Source organism: Streptomyces sp. NPDC006923 (assembly GCF_040635655.1).
Lineage (GTDB): Bacteria > Actinomycetota > Actinomycetes > Streptomycetales > Streptomycetaceae > Streptomyces.
In genome coordinates, this window is record NZ_JBEYIF010000001.1 from 705227 (window position 1) to 730309 (window position 25083).

Annotated in this window: 24 protein-coding genes and 1 pseudogene; 5 read left to right on the top strand and 20 right to left on the bottom strand. The window is 71.6% G+C overall.

Annotated elements, in window-relative coordinates:
• Positions 1–9: 9 nt before the first annotated feature.
• Entirely contained in the window at positions 10–759 is a 750-nt protein-coding gene (gene recO / locus ABZ707_RS03230) for a DNA repair protein RecO (RefSeq protein WP_360166782.1), read from the bottom strand.
• Between the two features lie 295 nt (positions 760–1054).
• Positions 1055–1930, bottom strand: a complete 876-nt coding sequence (locus ABZ707_RS03235) for a LysR family transcriptional regulator (protein ID WP_360166785.1) — start codon at positions 1928–1930, stop codon at positions 1055–1057.
• 138 nt (positions 1931–2068) lie between these two features.
• On the opposite strand from ABZ707_RS03235, the gene ABZ707_RS03240 reads away from it, so the two are divergent.
• Entirely contained in the window at positions 2069–2956 is an 888-nt protein-coding gene (locus tag ABZ707_RS03240) for an SDR family oxidoreductase (RefSeq protein WP_360166788.1), read from the top strand.
• Between the two features lie 217 nt (positions 2957–3173).
• Here ABZ707_RS03240 and ABZ707_RS03245 read toward each other — a convergent pair whose 3' ends face one another.
• Together ABZ707_RS03245 and leuA are read right to left on the bottom strand one after the other, a co-directional pair.
• Positions 3174–3869, bottom strand: coding sequence for a TerB family tellurite resistance protein (locus ABZ707_RS03245; RefSeq protein WP_360166791.1), 696 nt, complete (start codon positions 3867–3869; stop codon positions 3174–3176).
• A gap of 154 nt (positions 3870–4023) precedes the next feature.
• Positions 4024–5784, bottom strand: coding sequence for a 2-isopropylmalate synthase (gene leuA / locus ABZ707_RS03250; protein WP_360166794.1), 1761 nt, complete (start codon positions 5782–5784; stop codon positions 4024–4026).
• A 318-nt stretch (positions 5785–6102) separates the two neighbouring features.
• Here leuA and ABZ707_RS03255 point away from each other — a divergent pair, with 318 nt between their 5' ends.
• Both ABZ707_RS03255 and ABZ707_RS03260 read left to right on the top strand, forming a co-directional pair.
• The gene (locus ABZ707_RS03255; protein ID WP_360166797.1) at positions 6103–7167 is read left to right on the top strand and encodes a M4 family metallopeptidase; all 1065 of its coding nucleotides are present in this window, start codon (positions 6103–6105) and stop codon (positions 7165–7167) included.
• 49 nt (positions 7168–7216) lie between these two features.
• Positions 7217–7483 carry a protealysin inhibitor emfourin gene (locus ABZ707_RS03260; RefSeq protein ID WP_360166800.1) on the top strand — a complete coding sequence of 89 codons (267 nt, stop codon included), beginning with the start codon at positions 7217–7219 and terminating at the stop codon, positions 7481–7483.
• Between the two features lie 38 nt (positions 7484–7521).
• Here ABZ707_RS03260 and era read toward each other — a convergent pair whose 3' ends face one another.
• From era to hrcA, 14 genes and pseudogenes are all read right to left on the bottom strand, one after another.
• Positions 7522–8472 (bottom strand): GTPase Era, encoded by a 951-nt coding sequence (era, locus tag ABZ707_RS03265; RefSeq protein WP_360166803.1) that lies wholly within the window; start codon positions 8470–8472, stop codon positions 7522–7524.
• Between the two features lie 60 nt (positions 8473–8532).
• The gene (locus ABZ707_RS03270; protein ID WP_360166806.1) at positions 8533–8886 is read right to left on the bottom strand and encodes a cytidine deaminase; all 354 of its coding nucleotides are present in this window, start codon (positions 8884–8886) and stop codon (positions 8533–8535) included.
• Positions 8887–8998: 112 nt separating this feature from the next.
• Positions 8999–9259 (bottom strand): annotated as a pseudogene (locus ABZ707_RS03275) (UTRA domain-containing protein); the annotation flags it as partial.
• Between the two features lie 169 nt (positions 9260–9428).
• On the bottom strand, positions 9429–9788 hold the full coding sequence (locus ABZ707_RS03280; RefSeq protein ID WP_360166809.1) for an MmcQ/YjbR family DNA-binding protein: 360 nt from the start codon (positions 9786–9788) through the stop codon (positions 9429–9431).
• Positions 9785–11074 (bottom strand): hemolysin family protein, encoded by a 1290-nt coding sequence (locus ABZ707_RS03285; RefSeq protein ID WP_360166812.1) that lies wholly within the window; start codon positions 11072–11074, stop codon positions 9785–9787. Before ABZ707_RS03285 ends, ABZ707_RS03280 begins: the two co-directional genes overlap by 4 nt.
• The gene (gene ybeY / locus ABZ707_RS03290) at positions 11071–11568 is read right to left on the bottom strand and encodes an rRNA maturation RNase YbeY (protein ID WP_360166815.1); all 498 of its coding nucleotides are present in this window, start codon (positions 11566–11568) and stop codon (positions 11071–11073) included. The genes ABZ707_RS03285 and ybeY overlap by 4 nt, the downstream gene beginning before the upstream one ends.
• Positions 11569–11589: 21 nt before the next feature.
• Positions 11590–12615 (bottom strand): PhoH family protein, encoded by a 1026-nt coding sequence (locus ABZ707_RS03295; RefSeq protein ID WP_319678403.1) that lies wholly within the window; start codon positions 12613–12615, stop codon positions 11590–11592.
• 172 nt (positions 12616–12787) lie between these two features.
• Positions 12788–13900 (bottom strand): PfkB family carbohydrate kinase, encoded by a 1113-nt coding sequence (locus tag ABZ707_RS03300; RefSeq protein WP_360166819.1) that lies wholly within the window; start codon positions 13898–13900, stop codon positions 12788–12790.
• Between the two features lie 198 nt (positions 13901–14098).
• A complete protein-coding gene (locus tag ABZ707_RS03305) occupies positions 14099–15004 on the bottom strand; it encodes a ribonuclease Z (protein WP_360166822.1) in 906 nt (301 codons plus the stop codon).
• Positions 15005–15009: 5 nt separating this feature from the next.
• Positions 15010–15369, bottom strand: a complete 360-nt coding sequence (locus ABZ707_RS03310; RefSeq protein WP_360166825.1) for a histidine triad nucleotide-binding protein — start codon at positions 15367–15369, stop codon at positions 15010–15012.
• Between the two features lie 138 nt (positions 15370–15507).
• Entirely contained in the window at positions 15508–16245 is a 738-nt protein-coding gene (locus ABZ707_RS03315; RefSeq protein WP_360166828.1) for a 16S rRNA (uracil(1498)-N(3))-methyltransferase, read from the bottom strand.
• Positions 16242–17315, bottom strand: coding sequence for a nitronate monooxygenase (locus ABZ707_RS03320; protein WP_360166831.1), 1074 nt, complete (start codon positions 17313–17315; stop codon positions 16242–16244). The genes ABZ707_RS03315 and ABZ707_RS03320 overlap by 4 nt, the downstream gene beginning before the upstream one ends.
• A 142-nt stretch (positions 17316–17457) precedes the next feature.
• Positions 17458–18594, bottom strand: a complete 1137-nt coding sequence (gene dnaJ, locus ABZ707_RS03325) for a molecular chaperone DnaJ (RefSeq protein WP_319678397.1) — start codon at positions 18592–18594, stop codon at positions 17458–17460.
• Entirely contained in the window at positions 18595–19611 is a 1017-nt protein-coding gene (gene hrcA, locus ABZ707_RS03330) for a heat-inducible transcriptional repressor HrcA (protein WP_319678396.1), read from the bottom strand.
• A 157-nt stretch (positions 19612–19768) separates the two neighbouring features.
• Here hrcA and ABZ707_RS03335 point away from each other — a divergent pair, with 157 nt between their 5' ends.
• A complete protein-coding gene (locus ABZ707_RS03335) occupies positions 19769–20497 on the top strand; it encodes an MBL fold metallo-hydrolase (RefSeq protein ID WP_360166836.1) in 729 nt (242 codons plus the stop codon).
• Positions 20498–20570: 73 nt separating this feature from the next.
• Positions 20571–21392: a DUF3097 domain-containing protein gene (locus ABZ707_RS03340; RefSeq protein ID WP_360166839.1), complete on the top strand. Its 822-nt coding sequence runs from the start codon at positions 20571–20573 to the stop codon at positions 21390–21392.
• 75 nt (positions 21393–21467) lie between these two features.
• On the opposite strand, the gene hemW is transcribed toward ABZ707_RS03340, so the two are convergent.
• Both hemW and ABZ707_RS03350 read right to left on the bottom strand, forming a co-directional pair.
• Entirely contained in the window at positions 21468–22700 is a 1233-nt protein-coding gene (gene hemW / locus ABZ707_RS03345; RefSeq protein ID WP_360166842.1) for a radical SAM family heme chaperone HemW, read from the bottom strand.
• 39 nt (positions 22701–22739) lie between these two features.
• On the bottom strand, positions 22740–24707 hold the full coding sequence (locus tag ABZ707_RS03350) for an ATP-binding SpoIIE family protein phosphatase (protein WP_360166845.1): 1968 nt from the start codon (positions 24705–24707) through the stop codon (positions 22740–22742).
• Between the last annotated feature and the right edge of the window lie 376 nt (positions 24708–25083).

Consider the following 25083-nt stretch of genomic DNA (forward strand, 5'->3'; position numbering starts at 1 on the left):
TCTTGTCTCCTAGTTCTTTTCCACGTATCTGAGCGAGCGCAGGCCGCGCTCCAGATGCCAGTGCAGATAGGCGGACACCAGCCCGCTGCCCTCTCTGACGTGCCGTGCCTCGCACGCGTCGGCCGTCTCCCAGTCACCGGTCAGCAGCGCGCTGAGCAGTCCGACGGCCTCCGCCGAGGGTACGACGCTGCCGGGCACCCGGCAGTCCCCGCAGGTGACACCGCCCGCCGCCACGGAGAAGAAACGGTTCGGGCCGTGCAGTCCGCACCGCGCGCAGTCGTCGAAGCTCGGCGCGTAGCCGTTGACGGCGAGAGAGCGCAGCAGGAAGGCGTCCAGGATCAGATGCGGGGCGTGCTCGCCCCGGGCGAGCGTACGCAGCCCGCCGACGAGAAGCAGATACTGCTGGACGGCCGGCTCGCCCTCGTGATCGGTGAAACGCTCCGCAGTCTCCAGCATGGCGGTGCCCGCCGTGTAGCGGGCATAGTCCGTGACGATGCCGCCACCGTACGGAGCGATGGTCTCGCTCTGCGTGCAGAGCGGCAGCCCGCGGCCGACGAGTTCACTGCCGCGCGCGAAGAACTGCACGTCGACATGGGAGAACGGCTCCAGCCGCGCCCCGAACTTGGACTTCGTCCGCCGCACCCCCCGGGCGACGGCGCGGACCCGCCCGTGGCCGCGGGTCAGAAGCGTGATGATGCGGTCGGCCTCACCGAGCTTCTGGGTGCGCAGCACAACGCCGTCGTCCCGGAACAGACTCATGGACTTCATTGTCCCGCATGCCCGCGTGCCCCTTGCAGCGGCCGTCCCGGCCCGTGCGCGGCCCCGGCACCGTCCACGCGGATGAGGAACTTCGCGGCTGAGGAGCGGGTATCTGCGCGAGCGCGTCGGTGAGCACGGTGATGTGGTCGTTCACCGTGCCGGCTTCTACAGCCGGCTGGTGACCTGGGTGGCGTTCGGCCGCGGCTCCGCGCGCGGCCCGGTTCGGGCGCCCGGCCGACACGGACGCCGGACCCGGGCCCGCCCTCTCCGCGACTGCCGCCCTCAGCCCGCCCGTTCAGCCCGCGGGGACCAGATGCGTCGCCGCCGCCCTGCGGAACGCGGCGAGCAGCGGGTGCCGTTCGCCGGATCTGGCGGCCAGCACGACCCGCACCGGCAGCGCGTCCAAGACCGGAACGCTCACGATGTCCGGCCGCAGACCGGCCGCGAACCCGGCGGGCGCCAGCGACACCACGTCATCGCCCGCGACCAGCTCCAGCTTGTCCTCCAGCGTCTCCACCAGCGCACCCAGCCGGGTGTGGCCCGGCGGATTGGCCCCGCCCCCGTCGATGCCCGCGAACCGGGGGAGCGTCTCGTCGGCGATGTCGTCGAGGGTGACCGACTCCTTCCCGGCCAGCCGGTGGCCGAGCGGGACCAGCAGGACGCGCGGCTCCTCGTAGAGCGGGGTGATCTCCAGCCCGTCCTCGGCGAACACCAGCCGCGCCGCGACCACGTCCACCCGGTGGTCGAGCAGCGCGTCCCGCGGCTCGCTCCAGCTCAGGTGCGCGGCGCGCACATCGGCCTCCGGATACCGGTGGCGCAGCTCGCGTACGGCCGGGGTGACGATGAGATTCGTGGTGTAACCCACGGTGAACGGACCGTGGCCCGCTGCGGACCGGGCGCTCGCCGTGGCCCGTGCGGCGGTCCGCAGCAGCTCCCTGGCCTGCGGCAGAAAGATCTCGCCGGCCTCGGTCAGCCGCGTCCCGCGCGGAGTACGGTCCAGCAGCCGGGCGCCGAGCTGCTGTTCCAGGCGCCGGATCTGCCGGCTCAGCGACGGCTGCGCCAGCCGCAGCACGTCGGCGGCCCGGCCGAAGTGCAGCTCGTCGGCGACCACCGTGAAGTAGCGCACCAGGCGCAGCTCCAGGTCCGCCGGCGATACGCGGGAATCGGTCACCCCTCGACCCTACTCCCGCCATGAGCTGCGGCCATGACCGATGGAGCATCACCCGGTGCCAAACAGGTCTTGGACCGGTGGCCGGTGCGGGACGCAGGCTGGGGTCTCCAGCAGAAACTCTCCGTGAGGTAAACAGTCATGCGTGTATTCGTCACCGGCGCCACCGGGTTCATCGGCAGCGCGGTCGTCCGCGAGCTGCTCGGCGCCGGGCACCAGGTGCTCGGCCTGGCCCGCTCGGACGCGGCCGAGGCGGCCCTGAAGGAGGTGGGGGTGGAGGCGTACCGGGGCGATCTGAACGACGTCGACGGGCTGCGGGCCGCGGCGGGAGTCACGGACGGCGTGATCCACACCGGCTTCAACCACGACGACATGCCCGGCGCCCTGCGCACCGAGCTCGCCGCGCTCGCGGCGTTCGGCGACGCCCTCGAAGGCTCCGGCCGCCCCCTCGTCATCAGCTCCGCCACCGGTGTGCTCACCCCCGGCCGCCTCGGCACCGAGACCGACGGCCCGGACCCGGCGGCGCCCGGCGCGCACCGGGGCGAGGCGGAGCGGGCCGCGCTGGCCCTGGCCGACCGTGGCGTACGGGTCTCCGCGATCCGGCTCTCGGCGTCCGTGCACGGCGCCGGCGACCACGGCTTCGTCCCGAACCTGATCGGCCTCGCCCGGGACAAGGGCGTCTCCGCCCACCCGGGCGACGGCGCCAACCGCTGGCCGGCCGTGCACCGCCTCGACGCCGCCCGGCTCTACCGCAAGGCCCTGGAGTCGGCCGACGCCGGTGCCGTCCTGCACGCGGCCGCCGAGGAGGGCGTACCGCTGCGGGCCGTCGCCGACGTTGTCGGCCGCCGCCTCGGCGTACCGGTGGTCTCTCTCGGCGAGGAGGAGGCGGCCGCCCACTTCGGGTGGATCCTGCGGTTCGCCCGCAACGACAACCCGACGTCGAGCACCGCGACCCGGAAGCGCTACGACTGGCACCCCCAGGAGCCCGGCCTGCTGGCCGACCTCGACCAGGACCACTACTTCGCCTGACCCACCGGGGACCGGCTCGGCCGGACCGGCCCACCAGGTCAGCCGGCCTTCGTAGTGGATTGCCGCCGGCATCGGCCACCCGCGTGGCCGATGCCGGCGGGCATGCCCGGCCTCGCCGCCCGCCTCGGCTACAGCCCTCGCCAGGTCGAACGTCACCTTCTCGCCGAATTCGGCGCGGGCCCGCCGGCCCTGAATCGCGCCCAGCGCGCCCAGACGCTCAGGAGGGTGTGCCCGAGGCGGCCAGCAGCAGCCTCGCGGTGTCGTCCGCGCACAGTTGGAGCGCGCCGCCGACAATGCTCAGCACCTCGCGCTCCGCCCCGCTGTACGGCCCGTCGGCCAGGGCGATCCTGGCGCCCTGCAACAGGATCGACTCCCGCCCCGCCGGGGCGAGATGCGGGGCCAGTGGCTCCAGGGCCTCGTGCAGCTCGATGGCGAGCGCCGCGCCGCAGGGGCCCGGGTCGACGACGAACCGGCCGGTGTCGGCGACGAGCGCCTCGACCAGACCCGTCAGCCGGTCCTCCGTGCAGTCCTCGAAGCCGGCCGCGCGGGCCGCCAGCACGGCGGTTTCCCTGACCGTACGGGAGGAGGTGCCGCCCGCCACGAGCACGGCGAGCACAACGGTGTGGACGGCGTCCCGCAGCATCGCGGAGAAGCGGACGGTGGTGGGATGGTCGAGGATGTCCGTGCCGAAGTGGCCGTGGCAGGCGGTGCATTCGACGACCGGCCCGGCGGCTCCGCGGGAGAGTACGGGAACGCCGAGGACGGTGAAGCGGCGACGGCCCGTACGACGGCGGTAGTTGCGGTCGCCCCCGCAGTCGGGACAGAAGAACTCCCCGTCCCCGACCGTGTTCCAGGACGTGCGAATGCCGCAGATGCGCAGTGTTCGGCCGCTTGGTCTGTGAACTGGCAGCACGTCGCGCACCTCCGTAACGCTCCGGCAACATTGCCGCGTTGACGTGATGTTAGCCACATCTTCGGGGCGGCGTCAGCACCCCGGCACGAGATCGCCATGACATGGCTGAACCCCGCCCACCGTGTCCGGTCGACGGGGTTCGTAAAAGCTCAGGTCAGCGCGTTGCGCGGTTCACAGCGGAGATGACCGCCTTGAGGGAGGCGCGCGTCGTGTTCGCGTCGATTCCGATGCCCCACAGCACCTTTCCGTCGATGGCGCACTCGATGTACGAGGCGGCCTGCGCGCTCGCGCCCTCGCTCATGGTGTGCTCCTGGTAGTCCAGCAGCCTGGCGTCCACGCCGACCGCCGCCAGGGCCTCGAAGAAGGCCGAAATCGGGCCGTTGCCGGTGCCGGTCAGCACCGTCTCCTCGCCGTCCACGACGGCCTGCACGGTCAGCGTGTCGCGCCCGTCCGTGTCGGTCGTGGTCTGGCCCGAGCGGAGCTGGATACGGCCCCAGGAATTCTCGGGATTGGGCAGGTACTCGTCCTGGAAGACCGACCAGATCTGGCCGGGCGTGACCTCGCCGCCCTCGGCATCGGTCTTGGCCTGGATGATCCGGGAGAACTCGATCTGCATCCGGCGCGGCAGGTCCAGCTTGTGCCCGTTCTTGAGGACGTACGCGACGCCGCCCTTGCCGGACTGCGAGTTGACCCGGATGACCGCCTCGTACGAACGGCCCACGTCCTTGGGGTCGATCGGCAGGTACGGCACGGCCCACTCGATCTCGTCGACGGTCTTCCCGCGCGCCTCGGCGTCGGCCGCCATCGCGTCGAAACCCTTCTTGATGGCGTCCTGGTGGGAGCCGGAGAAGGACGTGTAGACCAGGTCGCCCGCGTAGGGGTGGCGCGGGTGGATCTCCATCTGGTTGCAGTACTCGCTGGTCCTGCGGATCTCGTCGATCTGCGAGAAGTCGATCTGCGGGTCGACGCCCTGCGAGAAGAGGTTCATGCCCAGCGTCACCAGGTCGACGTTGCCGGTGCGCTCGCCCTGGCCGAACAGACAGCCCTCGATCCGGTCCGCACCGGCCATCAGCGCCAGTTCGGCGGCGGCGACGGCGGTGCCGCGGTCGTTGTGCGGGTGCACGGACAGGCAGACGTACTCACGGCGGGACAGGTGCCGCGACATCCACTCGAAGCGGTCCGCGTGCGTGGACGGCGTCGAACGCTCCACCGTGGCGGGCAGGTTGAGGATGATCTCGCGGCCGGCCTCGGGTCCCCACACGTCCATGACGGCCTCGCAGACCTCCAGGGCGAAGTCCAGCTCGGTGTCGGTGAAGATCTCCGGGCTGTACTGGTAGCCGAAGACGGTCTCGGGGCCGAGGGTCTTCTCCGCGTACTCCATCACCAGCCGGGTGCCGTCCACGGCGATCTGCTTGACCTCTTCCTTGGTGCCGCGGAAGACGACACGGCGGAAGGTGGGGGCGGTGGCGTTGTAGAGGTGGACGGTCGCGCGGTGGGCGCCGCGCAGCGACTCGACGGTGCGCTCGATCAGTTCCTCGCGCGCCTGGGTCAGGACGGAGATCGTCACGTCCTCGGGGATCGCGCCCTCTTCGATGATCGAGCGCACAAACGCGAAGTCGGTCTCGCCCGAGGACGGGAAGCCAACCTCGATCTCCTTGTAGCCCAGGCGTACCAGCAGGTCGAACATCTCGCGCTTGCGCGTGGGTGACATGGGGTCGATCAGCGCCTGGTTGCCGTCACGCAGATCGGTGGAGAGCCAGCGCGGGGCGGTGGTGATCCGGTTGTCGGGCCAGGTGCGGTCCGGGATGTCCACGGCCTCGTAGCGGCCGTACTTGTGGATCGGCATCCCGGACGACTTCTGGGTGTGGGTCGCGTTGGTGAGGGGCGTGGGGCGACCGACAGAAGGGGCAGACATTGCGCAGGGCTCCTCGTGTGTCCATGGGGACGGCCGACGGGGCGTGATCACCGCAACGCCAGACTCCGCGGGGAGGGGGTCGGCCTACGACTACAGGCCCTCGCCGCGGCAGCTAAGGAGAAGCAGCCCGAAACGCATGATGTGTCGAGAGTAGCGGAGCGGCGCCGTCCACGGAGTGTCCGTATCAGCATGCGGGATCAGCGGGGCCAACAGCGAATACCGGCGGATCACACCAGCGAAGGGCGGCAGGTTCACTCCATATCAGCAAAGATGGTCGCATTGAGTGACAGGGCGCTGACGGAGTGCCACATTGCTCGCATGAACACCACCCATCCCGTTTTCTGCGCCATCGTCCCGCCCCATGTCCTCGACAAGCTCGCGCAGGCCGACGACCCCGCGCTCGCCGCGCCGGCCCGCCGCACCCTGGAAACCGACGCCGCACGGCGGACGCACCGCCATCTGACGGTGGCGGCAGGGATCCGTACGGCCCGGGATCCGGCCGGTGACAAGGCGCCGGAGGGCCCCCGGCGGAGCATTCACGACTGCGAGCGCCGCACCGTCCTGCCGGGCAGGAAGGTCCGCGGCGAGGGCGACGAGCCCGGTACGGACGCGACCGTCAATCGCGCGTACGGCGGGCTCGGCGCCACCCTGGAGCTGCTGCTGAAGGCGTACGGACGGAATTCGCTCGACGGCGCGGGGCTCGCGCTGACCGCCAGCGTGCACTACGACGAGCGGTACGGGAACGCCTTCTGGGACGGGGACCAGATGGTCTTCGGGGACGGCGACGGCGAGATCTTCCTCGACTTCACCCTGCCCGTCGATGTGATCGGCCATGAGCTGGCCCACGGCCTCACCCAGTACACCGCCAACCTCAGCTACTTCGGCCAGCCGGGCGCGCTGAACGAATCGGTGTCGGACGTCTTCGGCTCGCTGGTCAAGCAGTACACCCTGGACCACACGGCCGAGCAGGCGGACTGGCTGATCGGCGCGGGCCTGCTCGCCCCCCGGGTCAGCGGTGTGGCCCTGCGCTCCATGAAGGCGCCGGGCACGGCGTACGACGACGATCTCCTCGGCAAGGACCCGCAGCCGGCCACGATGGACGACTTCGTCCGTACGGGACGGGACAACGGCGGCGTCCACATCAACTCCGGCATCCCCAACCACGCGTTCTATCTGTTCGCCACGCGCCTCGGCGGAAGGGCCTGGGAGCGGGCGGGCCAGATCTGGTTCGACGTGCTGACCGGCGGCGAGCTGCGGGCCGACGCGAAATTCGCGGACTTCGCCCGGCTGACCGTCGCGGCGGCGCGCGCCCGCTATGGCGAGGGCGCCGAGCACGAGGCCGTGGTGAAGGCGTGGTCCCAGGTCGGAGTTCCCACCGCATGAGGCCGGGCGGCGGCTACCGCCGGCGTCCCCGACACACTAGACAGGAACCATGCGTATCCAGGTACGGCGTACGGGCGGTTTCGCGGGGATCGAGCGGAGGGCCGAGGTCGACACCTCGGCCCTGCCCGATCCCCAGGCTTGGCGGGAGCTGGCCGAGCGGGCACTCACGGACAGCCGGGCGGCCCCGGCCTCCGGCGTGCCCGACGGCTTCAGCTACGCGATCACCATCGACGGCCGCACGGTCCACTGCGCGGATCCCCGGCTGTCGGAGGCGCAGCGGGAGCTGGTCTCGCGGGTCCTCAAAGAAGGCGCCTGAAGGAGAGGCGTCCGGCCGGGCGGTCCTGGGGGCCGGGGTCAGAAGCCGAGTTTGCGGAGCTGCTTGGGGTCGCGCTGCCAGTCCTTGGCAACCTTCACATGCAGGTCGAGGAAGACCGGCGTGCCCAGCAGCGCCTCGATGTGCTTGCGGGACTTCGTCCCGACCTCCTTGAGCCGCTTGCCCTTGGGGCCGATGATGATGCCCTTCTGGCTGGGCCGCTCGATATAGACATTGGCGTGGATGTCGAGCAGCGGCTTGTCGGCGGGGCGGTCCTCGCGCGGCAGCATTTCCTCGACGACGACCGCGATCGAGTGCGGCAGTTCGTCCCGTACGCCTTCCAGCGCGGCCTCGCGGATCAGCTCGGCCACCATGACCTGCTCGGGCTCGTCCGTCAGATCGCCCTCCGGGTAGAGCGGCGGGCTCTCCGGGAGCAGCGGCACCAGCAGGTCCGCCAGCAGTCCGACCTGCTGATCGCCGACGGCCGAGACCGGCACGATCTCCGCCCATTCCAGGCCGAGTTCGCGGCCGAGCTGGTCGATCGCGATGAGCTGCTCGGCGAGCGTCTTGGAGTCCACGAGGTCCGTCTTGGTGACGACGGCGACCTTGGGTGTCTTCTTGATGGCGGCCAGTTCCTTGGCGATGAACCGGTCACCGGGGCCAAGCTTCTGGTCGGCGGGCAGGCAGAAGCCGATCACGTCGACCTCGGCCCATGTCGTGCGCACCACGTCGTTGAGGCGTTCACCGAGCAGGGTGCGCGGTTTGTGCAGGCCAGGGGTGTCGACCAGGATGAGCTGCGCCTCGGGCCGGTGCACGATGCCCCGGACGGTGTGACGCGTGGTCTGCGGCCGGTTCGAGGTGATGGCCACCTTCTGACCGACCAGAGCGTTCGTGAGGGTGGACTTGCCGGCGTTGGGGCGGCCGACGAAGCAGGCGAAGCCGGCCCGGTGGGGGGCTCCGGATGTCTCGGGAGAGGGGGTACGAGCGCTCATGGCGCCCATTCTCCCCGATCGTTTACGCGCCGCCGACCAGATGCGCCGCCGACGTCGCTGTCAGCCGGCCGTCACGGTCGTCCGCAGCACGCCGTCGGGGCCTGCCACCAGGACCGGGGTGGCGGGGCCGCCCAGATCACGCACGGCCGCACGGTCCTCGTCGGCGGCGGTCTCGGCCGAGGTGACCACGGCCGCCGCCTCCAGCGAGGTGGCGCCACTGGCCACGGCCATCGCGACCGCCGTCCGCAGCGCGCTGAGCTTGAGGGAGTCCAGTTCGACGGTGCCCGCGACATAGGTGCGTCCGGTCTCGTCCCGTACCGCCGCCCCCTCGGCCACGCCATTACGGGCGCGGGCGCTGCGGGCCAGGGTGATGATCTTGCGGTCCTCGGCGCCGAGGTCGGTGCTCTGTGTCATGTGCCGAGCATAGGCAGGGCACGGAGCACGCCCCGCGAGGGGGCACGACGGGCGACCACGCCGCGAGGCACGGCGCCGGGCGCGCAAGCCCGGCCGGACCGGGACGAGAGCCCTATGCGTCGAAGTCGTATTCGAGAATGTATGACGCGGAGTCGAGCGTCATCTCGTTGGCCTCCACCGGACGGCCCTCGGCGGCGAATGCCGTACGGCAGACGAGCATCACGGGCGTGCCCGGGGCGAGGTTCAGTCGGTGTGCTTCGTCCTGGGACGGCATGCGTGAGCGGATCTCCTCCCTGAAGTGCACCGGTTTGAAGCCCAGTTCCCCGAGACGGGCACAGGTTCCGCCGGGACCGGTGTCCTTCCGGGTGATGGCCGGACGCCGTGGCGTCTCGGCGGGCGAAACGACCGTTCGAAGATCCGCGCATCCTCTGGGTCCGGGCCGGACAACTCATCACGCGGTCGCACGAATTCACGATCGTTGATCCGAACCCGGAGCACGCGACGCGGCGGCAGACCCGCGACAGGCCGGGTCCACCGGTGGCTCAGGGGCGGTCGAGGCGGAGGCGCTGCGCTTTCGGCAGGCCCGCCACCACCAGGTCGTACGAGTCCTCGATCAGCTCCCGCACCATCCGGTCCGGCAGTCCGCCGACCGTGACGGTGTTCCAGTGGCGCTTGTTGAGATGCCAGCCGGGGACGATCTCCGGATGCGCCTCGCGGAGCCGGACCGCCTCCTCCGGATCGCATTTGAGGGCCACCTTCAGGGGCCGCTCCTCCAGCGAGCTCAGCGCGAAGATCTTCCCGGCCACCTTGAAGACCGTGAGTTCGGGATAGCGCGGGAAGGGTGTGTCCTCGAAGGCCCCGTTCTGCCCAAGGCAGCAGGCCCGGATCTCCCCCGGGGTCACTGTGCCGGGGCCTCCTCGCGCACCGGCTCCGCCAGCACCGTGACGATCTTGTTGCGACGGCCGGCCGGGGACTCGGCCGTCAGCCGGAGTATGCGGCCGTCCGGCAGCTCGACCCGGGCACTGGCGCCCGCGATCGGGACCCTGCCCAGCGCCTTCGCCAGCAGTCCGCCGACCGTCTCCACGTCCTCGTCGTCGTATTCGTCGAGCCCGAACAGCTCGCCGAGATCGCCGATGTCCAGGCGGGCGGTGACGCGGTAGGAGCCGTCACCGATCTCCTCGACCGGCGGCAGCTCGCTGTCGTACTCGTCGGTGATCTCGCCGACGATCTCCTCAAGGATGTCCTCGATCGTCACGATTCCCGCGGTGCCGCCGTACTCGTCGATGACGACCGCGACATGGTTGCGGTCCTGCTGCATCTCGCGCAGCAGATCACCGGCGTTCTTCGTGTCGGGCACGAAGGCGGCGGGGCGCATCGCCGTGGAGACCGGGTCGGCCTCGGAGTCACGGTTGACGTGCGTCTTCCTGACCAGGTCCTTGAGATAGACGATGCCGACCATGTCGTCCTCGTTCTCCCCGGTCACCGGGATACGGGAGAAGCCGGAGCGCAGCGCCAGGGTCAGCGCCTGGCGGATCGTCTTGTAGCGCTCGATGCAGACCAGGTCGGTGCGCGGGACCATGACTTCGCGTACCAGCGTGTCGCCCAGTTCGAAGACGGAGTGCACCATCCGGCGCTCGTCGTCCTCGATGAGGGACTCCTGCTCGGCGAGGTCGACCATCGCGCGCAGCTCGGCCTCACTGGCGAACGGTCCCTTGCGGAAGCCCCTGCCCGGGGTGAGGGCGTTGCCCAGGAGGATCAGGAGCTGCGGGATCGGGCCCATGACACGGGCGAGCGGCAGCAGGACGTACGCGGAGGCCGTCGCCGTGTTCAGCGGGTGCTGGCGGCCGATGGTGCGGGGCGACACACCGACGGCGACATAGGAGACCAGCACCATCACGCCGATCGCGACGACCAGCGCCGCCCAGGTCTCCTCGAACTCGTTCAGACAGACATAGGTGACCAGCACACCGGCCGCCATCTCGCAGGCGACGCGGACCAGCAGCGCCACATTCAGATAGCGCGTCGGGTCCGAGGCGATCTGCGCCAGCTTGGCCGCGCCCCGGCGGCCCGAGCGGACGGCCTCGGCCGCCCGGAAGCTGGAGACCCGGGCGAGGCCCGCCTCTGCGGACGCCGCCAGCCACGCCACGACGACCAGCGCGACGGCCCCGACGATCAGTTGCGCGGTCACGAGACTGTCGGCGCGGGAGACGGACCCGTGAGCCCCTGCTCGGCCCGCCAGCCGTCGACGATCGCAGCCTGGAGGCCGAACATCTCGGCCTTCTCGTCCGGCACCTCGTGGTCGTACCCGAGGAGGTGCAGCACACCGTGGACGGTGAGGAGCTGGAGCTCCTCGTCCATGGTGTGCCGCGTCGGGGCTTCCTCGCCCTGCTTCAGGGCGACCTCCGGGCAGAGCACGATGTCACCGAGGAGCCCCTGCGGGGGCTCCTCGTCGTCCTTGACCGGCGGACGCAGCTCGTCCATCGGGAAGGACATGACATCCGTCGGACCCGGCAGGTCCATCCACTGCATATGGAGCTGTTCCATGGCGGCGGCGTCCACGACGATCACCGAGAGCTCGGAGAGCGGGTGGATGCGCATCCGGGCGAGCGCGTAGCGGGCGACATCGAGGATCGCCTGCTCGTCGACCTCGGTGCCTGACTCGTTGTTGACGTCGATCGACATGGTGCGCTGTGGCTCTTTCGGTTAATGTCCCAGCCCGTTGCGGCTGTCGTACTTTTCGTACGCGTCGACAATACGGCCGACGAGCTTGTGCCGTACGACATCCTGGGACGTGAGCCGGGAGAAGTGCACATCGTCGAGGCCCTCCAGGATGTCCTGGACCTGACGCAGACCGCTCTTGGTGCCCCCGGGCAGGTCGACCTGGGTGATGTCTCCGGTGATGACGATCTTCGATTCGAAGCCGAGCCTCGTCAGGAACATCTTCATCTGCTCGGGACTGGTGTTCTGTGCCTCGTCGAGAATGATGAAGGCGTCGTTGAGGGTCCGGCCACGCATGTACGCCAGGGGCGCGACCTCTATCGTGCCCGCCGCCATCAGGCGCGGGATCGAGTCGGGGTCGAGCATGTCGTGCAGCGCGTCGTAGAGCGGCCGCAGATACGGGTCGATCTTCTCGTAGAGGGTGCCGGGCAGGAAGCCGAGCCGCTCACCCGCCTCGACGGCCGGTCTGGTCAGGATGATCCGGTTGACCTGCTTGGAGAGCAGGGCCTGGACCGCCTTGGCCATCGCGAGATAGGTCTTGCCGGTACCGGCGGGACCGATGCCGAAGACGATCGTGTGCTTGTCGATCGCGTCGACATAGCGCTTCTGGTTGAGGGTCTTGGGGCGGATCGTCCGGCCGCGGCTGGACAGGATGTTCTGGGTGAGTACCTCGGCGGGCGTCTCGGGACCGTCCGCTCCGCCGTTCTCGCTCGCCCTGAGCATGGCGATCGAACGTTCCACTGCGTCCTCCGTCATCGGCTGACCGGTGCGGAGCACCAGCATCATCTCGTCGAACAGGCGCTGGACGAGCGCGACGTCCGCCGCGCTGCCGCTCGCACTGATCTCATTTCCCCGGACATGGATGTCAGCGGCCGGGAACGCCTTCTCGATCACACGCAGCAGGGAATCCCCGGAGCCCAGGACTGTCACCATCGGGTGATTGGCGGGGACGGTGAACCGGGCACGTGCCTGCCCCTGTGCGGGGCTCTGGGCTGTAGGTGTCTGAGTCATGGGCCGGCGCTGTGGCCTGCGCATACCTCCCGTTGCAGGGTTCTCGCTGCTCGACAACCTCTGAGGTACCAGCGTACGACTCCCCCCTCGGCAGGCCCTAGGGCTTTTCCGGTGCCATTACCGGGAACTCCCCGTGACCGGGAGGCCCGGCGAGGCCGCCGGAGAGCGCCGGTCAGGCCGAGCGGCCGAAGCCGATCGTCGGCACCGCTCTGCGCAGCGGCCAGGGCCGGGTGGGCGCGGGCAGCAGTTTCTCCAGGAAGGCGTAGCGCCGCAGGGCCGCCGGGTCCTGCTCCGGGGATCCCTGGACGTACTGCCACCAGGCCGCGATCTCCGACCAGCCCGGCGCGGAGAGCGAGCCGCCGAACTCCTGGACGGAGAGCGCGGCGGTCAGCCCGGCGAAGGCCAGCCGGTCCGCGAGCGGCCAGCCGGCCAGCGTGCCCGTGACGAATCCGGCGACGAAGACATCGCCGGCGCCGGTCGGGTCCAGGGCCTCCACGGCGATGGCGGGGACCTCTGCGGTGGCGCCGTTGGCACCGTCCACGGCGTACGCGCCCTCCGCGCCCAGGGTGACGACGGCGACCGGCACCCGCTCCGCGAGGACCCGGGCGGCGGTGCGGGGGCAGTCGGTGCGGGTGTAGCGCATCGCCTCCTCGGCGTTGGGCAGGAACGCCTCGCAGTACTCCAGATCGGCCAGCCCCGCCAGGTCCCAGCGGCCGGTCTCGTCCCAGCCGACATCCGCGAAGATCCGTGCCCCGGTGCGGGCGGCGTCGGCGATCCACTCCTCGCGGCGGCCGGGTGTCAGCGCGGCGACGGCGGCCCGGGCGCGGGGCGGGCACTCGGGCACGGCCCCTTCGGGGGGCGGGGCCTCATGGCCGTGCGAGACCATGGTCCGCTCGCCCTCGTAGGCCATGGAGACGGTGACGGGCGAGTGCCAGCCGGGGACGGTGCGTGAGCGGGAGAGGTCGATGCCCTCGCCCTGCTCCAGCGCGTCCCAGCAGTACTCGCCGTAGTGGTCGTCGCCGAAGGCCGCGGCGAGCGAGGTGTGCAGGCCGAGGCGGGCCAGCGCGCTCGCCATATTGGCGATGCCGCCGGGGCTGGAGCCCATCCCCCGGGCCCAGGACTCCGTGCCGCGCACCGGCGCGGTGTCCAGGCCGGTGAAGATGATGTCGAGAAAGACCGTGCCCGTGAGATAGACATCACACTCCGGGTCGTCCGGGACGCGCAGCGCGCCGAGCGGATCGACATGGGCGGTGTGTTCCTGCGGGTCTCCGTTGGATGTGATCACGGCGGGCTCCCCGGTCGTGTGCGGATCCGGACAGTGTGCCCGATCCGCCGCGCCGGGGCCGGACGGAGGCGGTCTCCGGCCCTTCCGTGTCAGCGCACGCGGCGCCGGGTCCCAGGGCGGGTGAGAGAAGTGGCGTCCTCGACGCGGCGACGTGCCGTGGCCGTCGTCGCGGGCCCGCCAGGGACTACGGGACAGCCCTCAGGACCGCTTGGGCAGGGACACCCGCGTCAGATCGGCGGCGACGGTCAGCTCGCCCTCGAAGCCGGCCGCGCGGGCCTGCCGCTCGAACTCGCCCGGATCGCCGTACCGCTGCGAGAAATGGGTCAGCACGAGATGCCGTACGCCCGCCTCCCGCGCCACCCGCGCCGCCTGGCCCGCGGTGAGATGGCCGTGGTCGGTCGCCAGCCGGACGTCCTCGTCGAGGAAGGTCGACTCGATGACCAGCATGTCGCAGCCTTCGGCCAGCGCGTACACGCCGTCGCAGAGCCGGGTGTCCATGACGAACGCGAAGCGCTGGCCCCGGCGCCGCTCGCTGACGTCGTCCAGGGTGACGCCGTTGAGCGTTCCCTCCCGCTGGAGCCGCCCGACGTCCGGCCCCCCGATGCCGTGCGCGGCCAGCAGCGCCGGGATCATCCGGCGCCCGTCGGGCTCGGTGAGGCGGTAGCCGTACGCCTCGACGGGATGCGAGAGCAGGCGGGCGTCCAGGGTGTACGCGGGGGTCCTGGCGAGGATCCCGTCCCCCGTGACCGGTTCCTCGGCCAGCTCGACGGTCTCGCGGTAGGCGGTCGCGTACCGCAGCCGCTCGAAGAAGTGCTGTCCGCTCGCCGGGTAGTGGGCGGTGATCCGGTGCGGCACCTGGTCGAGGTTGACGCGCTGGATCACTCCGGCAAGACCGAGCGAGTGGTCGCCGTGGAAGTGCGTGACACAGACGCGGTTGATGTCGTGCGCGGCCACGCCCGCGCGCAGCATCTGCCGCTGGGTGCCCTCGCCCGGGTCGAAGAGGAAACCCTCGCCGTCCCACCGCAGCAGATAGCCGTTGTGGTTGCGGTGGCGGGTGGGCACCTGGCTGGCCGTACCGAGCACCACCAGTTCGCGTACGGACAACGCCGTTATCCAGGGGGCCAGTTGAGGCCACGGCCGCCCAGCACATGGGCGTGCGCGTGAAAGACCGTCTGGCCGGCGCCGGCGCCCGTGTTGAACACGATCCGGTAGCCGCTGCCGTCGGTCTTGTCCTGGGCGGCGACCGCGGCCGCCTCCGCCAGCACATCGGCGGCGATCGACGGTTCGGCGGCGGCGAGCGTCCCGGCGTCCGGATAGTGCACCCGAGGGATCACCAGGACATGGGTCGGCGCCTGGGGGTTGATGTCCCGGAAGGCGACGGTGGTCGCCGACTCCCGGACGACGGTGGCCGGCACGTCCCCCGCGACGATCTTGCAGAACAGGCAGTCGGCCTGTGGTTCTCCCGCCATGGTCCGGGCCTCCTCGAATCCGGCGGGCGTGCCGCCGGTCGCTGCTGACGATGCTGACTGACTGATCCGCTGACCGGCCGGAAGACGACCCCGCCGGTCAGTACGGAGCATGCTATCGGCCGTGGCGCGGCCCGGCGATCAGGACCAGCGGCCCGTGCGGCCGAGCAGCAGAGCGGTGGCCGCCGTGCCCGCGGTGGAGGTCCGCAGGACGCTGCGGCCCAGCCGGTACGGCTTCGCTCCGGCCTCCGCGAAAGCCGCCAACTCCTCCGGGGACACGCCGCCTTCCGGCCCGACGACCAGCACGATCCGGCCCTCGGCGGGCAGCGGCGCGGTGGCCAGCGGTTCGCTGCCCTCCTCGTGCAGTACGGCCGCGAAGTCGGCGTCCGCGAGCAGCGCGGCCACCTGCCGGGTCGACAGCGCGTCCAGAACCTCGGGGAAGCGGAGCCTGCGTGACTGCTTGCCCGCCTCCCGGGCCGTGGCCCGCCATTTGGCGAGGGACTTGGCGCCGCGTTCGCCCTTCCACTGAGTGACACAGCGCGCGGCCTGCCAGGGCGCGATCGCGTCGGCGCCGGTCTCGGTCATCGTCTCGACGGCCAACTCGCCCCGGTCACCCTTGGGAAGAGCCTGGACGACGGTGATCCGCGGCGCGGGCTCCGCCTCTGTCCGTACGTCGGTGACGGCGACGTCCAGCCGGTCCTTGCCCTCGACCGCGGCGACGGTCCCGTACGCGCCGGTGCCCGCGCCGTCCGTCAGCACGATCTCCTCGCCGACGCGCAGCCGCCGTACGGAGACGGCGTGCCGCCCCTCCGGACCGTCCAGGGTGACCGTGCCCGGCCGGAGCGTGCCGTCCCCGACGACGAAGACGGGAGCGGTCACGAGTCGCTGCCCTGGATCAGCGACGACCGGGTGGCTTCGAGTTCGGCGGCGAGCAGCTTGACGAGCTGTCCGGCCGGCAGTTCGCGGGCCATGCGGTGGCCCTGCCCCGCCCACAGCGCCATGCCCTGGGCGTCGCCGACCTTCGCCGCGGCCTTGCGCAGCCCGGAGGTGAGGTGATGGACCTCGGGATAGGCGGAGGGGGCGTACGGGCCGTGTTCGCGCATGAAGCGGTTGACGAGGCCGCGCGCGGGGCGCCCGGAGAAGGCCCGGGTCAGCTCGGTCCTGACGAACAGCGGGTTGGTCATGGCCTGTTTGTGGACGACGTTCGCCCCGGACTCCGGGCAGACCAGGAACGCCGTCCCGAGCTGCGCCGCGTCCGCGCCCGCCGCGAGGACGGCGGCGATCTGGCCGCCGCGCATCAGACCGCCGGCCGCGATGACCGGGAGCTGTACGGTCTCCCGCACCTGGGAGACCAGCGAGAGCAGTCCTATGCCCGCGCCGTCGGTGGCCGGATCGTCGCGGTGGGTCCCCTGATGGCCGCCGGCCTCGATGCCCTGGACGGAGACGGCGTCGGCGCCCGACCACTGCGCGGTCTGGGCCTCTTCGGGGGTCGTCACCGTGACCACGGTGAAGGTCCCGGCCCGCGCGAAGGCGTCGAGGATTTCGCGGGTCGGGCAGCCGAAGGTGAACGAGACGACGGGAACGGGGTCTTCGAGGAGGATCGCCAACTTGGCCTCGTAACCGTCGTCCGAGCCGGTCTGGGGGTCGCCGAGCGGGGTCTCGTACCAGGTCGCCTCGCCGGCGAGCTGATTGCGGTAGACCTCCACGGCTGCCTGGTCCGCGTACTGGGTCTGCGGCATGAAGAGATTGACGCCGAAGGGCTGGCCGGTCAGCCCGCGGAGCTGTTTGACCTCTTCGTACATGCCGTCCGCGGTTTTGTATCCGGCGGCGAGGAAGCCGAGACCACCGGCCTCGGAGACGGCCGCGGCGAGCTGTGGGCAGGAGGCGCCGCCCGCCATGGGGGCCTGCACGATCGGATACCGGCAGAGATCGGTCAGTGCGGAGGACATGAAGGCATCGTGCCATGCCCCTCGCGGCGGCCACGAATCGGCTCGGGGCCCGGGAACGGCGCGGGAACAGGCCGGCGGCCGGCAGGCGCAGAAGGCCCGGGGTCAGCCCCCGGGCCTTCTGCGCACCTGTGTCTGCCTGTGTCTAGCGTCCGTTGAAGGCGTCCTTCAACCGCGAGAACAGCCCCTGCTGCCCCGGCTGGAACTGGCCGGTGGGGCGTTCCTCTCCGCGCAGCTTCGCCAGCTCCCGCAGCAGGCGCTCCTGCTCCGGGTCCAGCTTCGACGGGGTCGTCACCTCGACATGCACGATCAGGTCGCCGCGGCCGCCGCCGCGGAGATGGGTGATGCCCCTGCCGTGCAGCGGGATCGACTGGCCGGACTGCGTGCCCGGCCGGACGTCGATCTCCTCGACGCCGTCCAGCGTCTCCAGCGGACACTTCGTGCCCAGCGAGGCCGCCGTCATGGGGATGGTGACCGTGCAGTGCAGATCATCGCCGCGCCGCTGGAACACCGCGTGCGGCAGCTCGTGGATCTCGACGTACAGATCACCGGCGGGACCACCGCCGGGGCCGACCTCGCCTTCGCCGGCGAGCTGGATGCGGGTGCCGTTGTCGACACCGGCCGGGATCTTGACCGTGAGCGTACGGCGGGACCGGATACGCCCGTCGCCCGCGCACTCGGGGCACGGCGTCGGCACCACGGTGCCGAAGCCCTGGCACTGCGGGCACGGCCTGGAGGTCATGACCTGGCCCAGGAAGGACCGGGTGACCTGCGACACCTCACCGCGGCCGCGGCACATGTCACAGGTCTGCGCCGAGGTGCCGGGGGCCGCGCCCTCGCCCGAACACGTCGTACACACGACGGCCGTGTCGACCTGGATGTCCTTGGTCGTGCCGAAGGCCGACTCGTTGAGGTCGATCTCCAGCCGGATCATGGCGTCCTGCCCGCGCCGCGTCCGCGACCGGGGGCCGCGCTGCGACGCCGTACCGAAGAACGCGTCCATGATGTCCGAGAAGTTGCCGAAGCCGCCGGCTCCGAAACCGCCCGCGCCACCGCCGCCGCTCGCCGAGAGCGGGTCCCCGCCGAGGTCGTAGACCTGCTTCTTCTGCGGGTCCGACAACACCTCGTAAGCGGCGTTGATCTCCTTGAAGCGCTCCTGCGTCTTGGGATCGGGATTGACATCCGGGTGCAGCTCGCGGGCGAGCCGCCGGAATGCCTTCTTGATCTCGTCCTGAGATGCGTCGCGGCGCACGCCGAGTACGGCGTAGTAGTCCGTGGCCACTTACGACTCCGCCAGGATCTGTCCGACGTAACGTGCCACTGCGCGTACCGCTCCCATCGTTCCGGGGTAGTCCATGCGGGTCGGTCCGACCACGCCGAGTTTGGCGACTGCCTCGTCGCCCGAACCGTAGCCGACCGCGACGACGGACGTGGAGTTGAGGCCCTCATGGGCGTTCTCGTGCCCGATACGTACGGTCATGCCCGGGTGCTCCGCCTCACCCAGCAGCTTCAGAAGCACCACATGCTCCTCCAGCGCCTCCAGCACCGGCCGGATGGACAGCGGAAAATCGTGTCCGAAGCGCGTGAGGTTGGCGGTGCCGCCGATCACCAGCCGCTCCTCGGTCTCCTCGACCAGGGTTTCGAGCAGTGTCGCGAGGACCGTGGACACCGTCCCCCGGTCCTCCTGCTCGAACGACTCGGGAAGATCCTGCACGAGCTGGGGGACGTCGGCGAAGCGCCGCCCCACGATCCGGCTGTTGAGCCGGGCCCTGAGATCCGCGAGCGAGGTCTCGCCGAAGGGCGCGGGGCAGTCGATCATGCGCTGCTCGACCCGCCCGGTGTCGGTGATCAGCACAAGCATCAGCCGGGCCGGAGCGAGGGACAGCAGCTCCACATGGCGCACCGTCGAACGGGTCAGCGACGGGTACTGGACGACGGCGACCTGCCGGGTGAGCTGCGCCAGCAGCCGCACCGTACGGCCCACGACGTCGTCCAGGTCGACGGCCTTGTCGAGGAAGTTCTGGATGGCACGGCGCTCGGGCGAGGACATGGGCTTGACGCCCGCCAGCCGGTCCACGAAGAGCCGGTAGCCCTTGTCGGTCGGGATGCGCCCGGCGCTGGTGTGCGGCTGGGCGATGAAGCCCTCGTCCTCCAGCACCGCCATGTCGTTGCGGACGGTGGCCGGCGACACACCGAGCTTGTGCCGCTCGGTCAGTGCCTTGGAGCCGACGGGCTCCTCCGTGCCGACATAGTCCTGGACGATGGCGCGCAGGACTTCGAGTCTGCGTTCGCTGAGCATCGCGCACACCTCCAGCTCGTCCGTCGGATCGGGTTTGGCACTCGGTCCACGGGAGTGCCAGTTCCCCCGCCTCAGTGTACGGCCGTTGGGTACACCCCTAGCAAGGGCGGCCACGCCATCTCGCGCTCACGCCGCCCGCTGCCGTTAGCGTCCTCGTATGAACGTGCCTTGGGAAGAGCGCGGCTGGGAAGGGCTGGCGGCGGGGGTCGGCAGACGCCGGCTGCCCGGCTGGGACGCGACAGCCGGCCTGGTGGCCGGTGACCACGCGGTCCTTTTGTACGACACGGGCTCCTCCGTGCGCGAGGGCGGTGAACTCCGCGACCAGGCGGGCGCGCTGCTCGGCGGCAGGCGAGTGACGCATATCGCACTGAGCCATCCGCACTTCGACCATGTCCTGGGCACCGCGGCGTTCGCCGGGGCGGAGGTGTACGGCGCCGTCGGCGCGGCGGAGCTGCTGGCGCGGCAGGGCCCGGGGCTGTACGAGGACGCCGTGCGTGAGGGGGTGACGGCGCCGGAGGCCGCGGAGGCGGTGGAGCTGCTGGTACTGCCGCGGCACGCGGTGTCCGGCGAGGTGGCGCTGGACCTGGGCGGGCGCCGGGTGCTGCTGGCCAACGTCGGCCCCGGGCACACCGCTCATGACCTCGCCCTGCTCGTGCCCGGCTCCCCGGACGTGGTCTTCTGCGGCGATCTGGTGGAGGAGTCGGGCGAACCGCAGGCCGGTCCCGACGCGATCACCGCCCGCTGGCCGGCGGCCCTGGACCGGCTGCTGGCGCTGGGCGGTGCGGACGCCGTCTATGTGCCGGGCCACGGGGCCCTGGTGGACGCGGCGTTCGTACGCGCGCAGCGCGACGCCCTCGCCACGCGTTTCGGCGTGCCTCCGGGGTGAGGTGCCGTCCCGTGATTCCCCGGCGGGCGCGACGGGGCCGCCGCTGGGCGCCCGTGCGCCTATCGTCTGTCGAATGCGCAGCTACAACCCCGATCTGACGCCCCCGTGGAAACGCTCCACGCCCGCGCCCGAGGTCCCCGCAGAGCCCGATCTGGTGGTCGAGGAGGTGTCGACGGGCTTCTGCGGCGCGGTGATCCGCTGTGAGAAGACCGCCGAGGGGCCGACGGTCACCCTGGAGGACCGCTTCGGCAAACACCGGGTCTTCCCGCTGGTGGCGCGCGGATTTCTGCTGGAGGGGCGGGTGGTGACCCTGGTACGCCCGGCGACGGCCGGCCCGGCGCGGCCGGCCAGGACGGCTTCCGGCTCGGTCGCCGTGCCCGGCGCCCGCGCGCGCGTGGCCAGGGCGGGACGTATCTATGTCGAGGGCCGGCACGACGCGGAGCTGGTCGAGAGGGTGTGGGGTGACGATCTGCGCGTCGAGGGGGTGGTCGTGGAGTATCTGGAGGGCGTGGACGACCTCCGGTCCGTCGTCGCGGAGTTCGCCCCGGCGCCCGGGGCCCGCCTCGGCGTCCTGGTCGACCACATGGTGCCCGGGTCCAAGGAGTCCCGGATCGCCGCTCAGGTGACGGGCCCGGACGTGCTGGTGGTGGGCCACCCGTACATCGACGTCTGGGAGGCCGTGAAGCCGTCCGCCGTGGGGATCCCCGCCTGGCCCTCCGTACCGCGCGGCGAGGACTGGAAGACGGGCGTCTGCCGCGCCCTGGGCTGGCCGGAGAACACCGGCGCGGCCTGGCAGCACATCCTGTCCCGCGTCCGCTCGTACCGGGATCTGGAGCCCGCGCTGCTGGGGTCGGTGGAACGGCTGATCGACTTTGTCACGGAGCCCGTGGCGTAGCGGCGGTCCGGCGCGCCGCACCGCGACCGCGCCGGAAGCGCCCAGTCCGCCGCCGAGCCCGGACGCCGGAAGCCCTCAGTCCACCAGGTCGCGGACCACCGCGTCCGCCAGCAGCCGCCCGCGCAGCGTCAGCACCGCGCGTCCCGCCGCGAACGGCCCCGGCTCCAGCAGCCCGTCCGTCACCGCCCGGCCCGCCGCCGCCAGCCCCGCCGGGGCCAGCAGCGACAGTTCGCAGCCGTCCGACAGCCGCAGCTCCAGCAGGACGCGTTCCACCCGGCGGTCCTCCGCGGTGAGGATCTCCCGGCCCGCGCCCGGTGAGCGGCCCTGGGCCAGCGCCGCCGCGTACGCGCCGGGGTGTTTGACGTTCCACCAGCGCACGCCGCCGACATGGCTGTGGGCTCCGGGGCCCGCGCCCCACCAGTCCGCGCCGCGCCAGTACAGCTCGTTGTGCAGACAGCGGGCCGCCTCCGAGGTGGCCCAGTTGGACACCTCGTACCAGGAGAAACCCGCCTCCGCGAGCACGGAGTCCGCGATCAGATAACGGTCCGCGTGCTCGTCGTCGTCCGTCATCGGCACCTCGCCGCGCCGGATGCGCCGGGCGAGCTGGGTGCCCTCCTCCACGATCAGCGCGTACGCCGAGACATGGTCGGGCCCCGCCCCGATCGCGGCGGTGAGGGACTCCCGCCAGTCGTTGTCGCTCTCGCCCGGCGTGCCGTAGATCAGATCGAGGTTCACATGGTCGAATCCCGCCGCGCGGGCCTCGGCGACACACGCCTCGGGCCGGCCGGGTGTGTGCGTGCGGTCCAGCACCTTCAGCACATGCTGCTTCGCGCTCTGCATCCCGAAGGAGATCCGGTTGAAGCCGCCCTCCCGCAGTGCCTCCAGATACGCCGGATCCACCGATTCCGGATTGGCCTCCGTGGTGATCTCCGCGTCCTCCGCGAGGCCGAACTCCGCACGGATCGTGCCCAGCATCCGGACCAGGTCCCCGGCGGCCAGCAGCGTCGGCGTACCACCGCCGACGAACACCGTGCGGACCGGCCTCGGGTCGTCGCCCAGCACCTTCCTGGCCAGCCGGACCTCGTCGGCGAGCGTCTCCGCGTAGTTGTCGCGGGAGGCCAGCACACCGCCGGAGCCGCGCAGCTCGGTCGCCGTGTACGTGTTGAAGTCGCAGTAGCCGCAGCGGGTCGCGCAGTACGGCACGTGCAGATAGAAGCCGAGGGGCCGGTCGGCCGCGCCCTCCAGGGCGTGCCGGGGCAGCTCTCCGGTCTCGGGCATGGGGTCACCGTCGGGCAGTGCGGAAGGCATGCCCCCATTGTCCCGTACGCGGCAGGTGGGCCTTCCGCGTCACTCGGCCTGGAACACCAGCAGCGCCAGATCGTCCTCCGGCGGTGTCTCGGCGAACTCGTGCACGGTCCGCCGTATCCGCTCCGCGACGCCCTGCGCCGTCAGCCCCACGCAGCCCGCCAGGGTCCGTGCGAGCCCGTCGCCGTCGTCCAGCATCCGGTCGCCGGAGCGCCGCTCGGTGACTCCGTCGGTGACGCAGAGCAGCGTGTCACCGGGTTCCAGGTCGAAGGTGCTGCTCTCGTACGACACCTTCTCGACGACTCCGAGCAGGAGCTGCGGGTCCGCGGCGGTCCGTACCGTCCCGTCGGGCCGGAGCAGCAGCGGCAGCGGATGCCCGGCGCTCGCGAGGGTGCACCGTATCCGGCCCTCGCCGCCGGGCAGCGGCATCAGCTCGCCGTACAGCAGCGAGAGGAAGCGGGACTGGCTGCTTTCGGGCGGCGCGGTCGCGACGCCCGGCAGCCCCTGGACGACGGCCTGGGCGACCAGTGACGACGCCGATTCGGCCGCCTCCGTCGCGTCGTCGAGGAGCAGCCGGTTGAGGCGGTCGAGCACGGCGCCGACGCGGTAGCCCTCGCGGGCGAGCAGGCGCAGCCAGGGGCGGGCGAGGCCGGTGACGACGGCGGCCTCGGGACCGCTGCCCTGGACGTCACCGAGCATGAAGCACCAGCGGTCGCCGGGCGGGCACGGGAAGACGTCGTAGAAGTCGCCGCCCGCGAGACCGTGGTCGCTCGGCTCGTACACCAGGGAGCTGGCGACACGCGGTATCCGGGCGACCTGGCTGGGCAGCAGTCCGCGCTGGAGAACCCGGCTGATGGTGGCCTGGCGGGCGTAGCGGCGGGCGGCGCCCACGGCCAGGGCGACCCGCCGGGCGAAGTCCTCGATGAGGGCGGTCACTTCGTCGGGCACACCGGCCTGTCCCGGCCGGCCCAGCATCAGTGTGCCGAGGCTGCGTCCGTTGGCCAGCAGCCGGCAGGCGAGAGCCACTCCGCCGGGACCGCCGCCCGGAACCGGGACCGCCTCGTCCGGGACCGGGCCGTCCGGGACCGGCACGCCCGGCCAGGGCACCCGTACCGGCCCGCCGCGCGGCGGGTCCGGCAGCCTCGGCGGCCCCTGCTCCAGGACCGCGCGCAGCGGCTCGATCCGGGACTCGTCGGCGTGCCAGACACGGGCGAGCCGGGGCGCGGCGCCGGCCTGCGCGCTCTCACCGTCCAGCCAGACCGCGCACCATTCGGCTAGCCGTGGCACCAGGAGCTGGCCCGCGAGCGCGGCGACCAGGTCCTCGTCGAGCTGCCCGGCGAGCAGTTCGGACGCCTCGGCGAGGAAGGACAGCGCGCCCCGGCCGGCCCATTCCGGGTCGTCGCGCACGGTGCGCCGGGAGGACGGAGCGAGTATCTCGGCGGCGCGCAGGCCCCGGCGCAGCGCGGGCTCGGTGCCCTGGCCCGCGCCCGCGTCCCGCCCTTCGAGCGGCAGCCGCGCCCAGACGGTCTTGAGCCCGGAGCGATAGGTGATGCCCCAGCGTTCGGCGAGCGCGGCGACGAGTTCGAGACCGCGGCCGTACTCGGGGGTGCCGGACGGTGCCTGTCCCCGGGCGTCGCTCTGGATGGCGCGCCCCGGGTGGTGGTCGGACACCTCCAGGACGAGCGCGGCCGGCTCGTGGTCCTCCTCCGCCGGGCCCTCCTCGGGGTCCTCCAGGCGGCAGAGCAGTTCGACGGTGGTGCCGGCGTGCACCACCGCGTTGGTGACGAGTTCGCTGACGATCACCACCGCGTCCTCGGCGAGCAGGTCGGTGCTGTGTCTGCCCGGTGGACAGCTTCCGCCGCCGCGGCAGAAGGTGCAGGTGGCGAGGAGCCCGAGGCTGGTCCAGTCCGCCAGCGCGGCGCGTGCGAAGCGGCGGGCGGCAGAAGGGGAGAGCGGGTTGCCGGGCAGGCTGGTGCGTGATGTGGACCGCGTTTCCCTCCGTAACGGCACCTGCGATGCCGGACGGTGACGGGGTTCACGCGGGATCGGAATGGGCCCCACTGCGGCTCCTGATCCAGTTTTGGCGATGTGCCGCTTACGATCCCGACAGAGTGACAGACGGGGGGCGCTTCCCGGGCGTGTTTGGGAAGGAGCGCCGTCCGCCGGGAGGCCGCGCACCGGGCGGGACTTCTCCGAAGATCCCGGGGCATCCGAGCCGTCGGAGTGAGCGGAGGGCCTCGGGCGGGTCCGTCGCGGGCCGGGCCGCCGCCGGGTGCGGTGACCAGCCCGCGAGACACCGGGCCAAACCGCCGGAAGGACGTGCGGAATGGCCCGGGACAGAGGATTCTTGCCCCCTGGCCGCATCACGGGGCCCGACAAGGAGAAA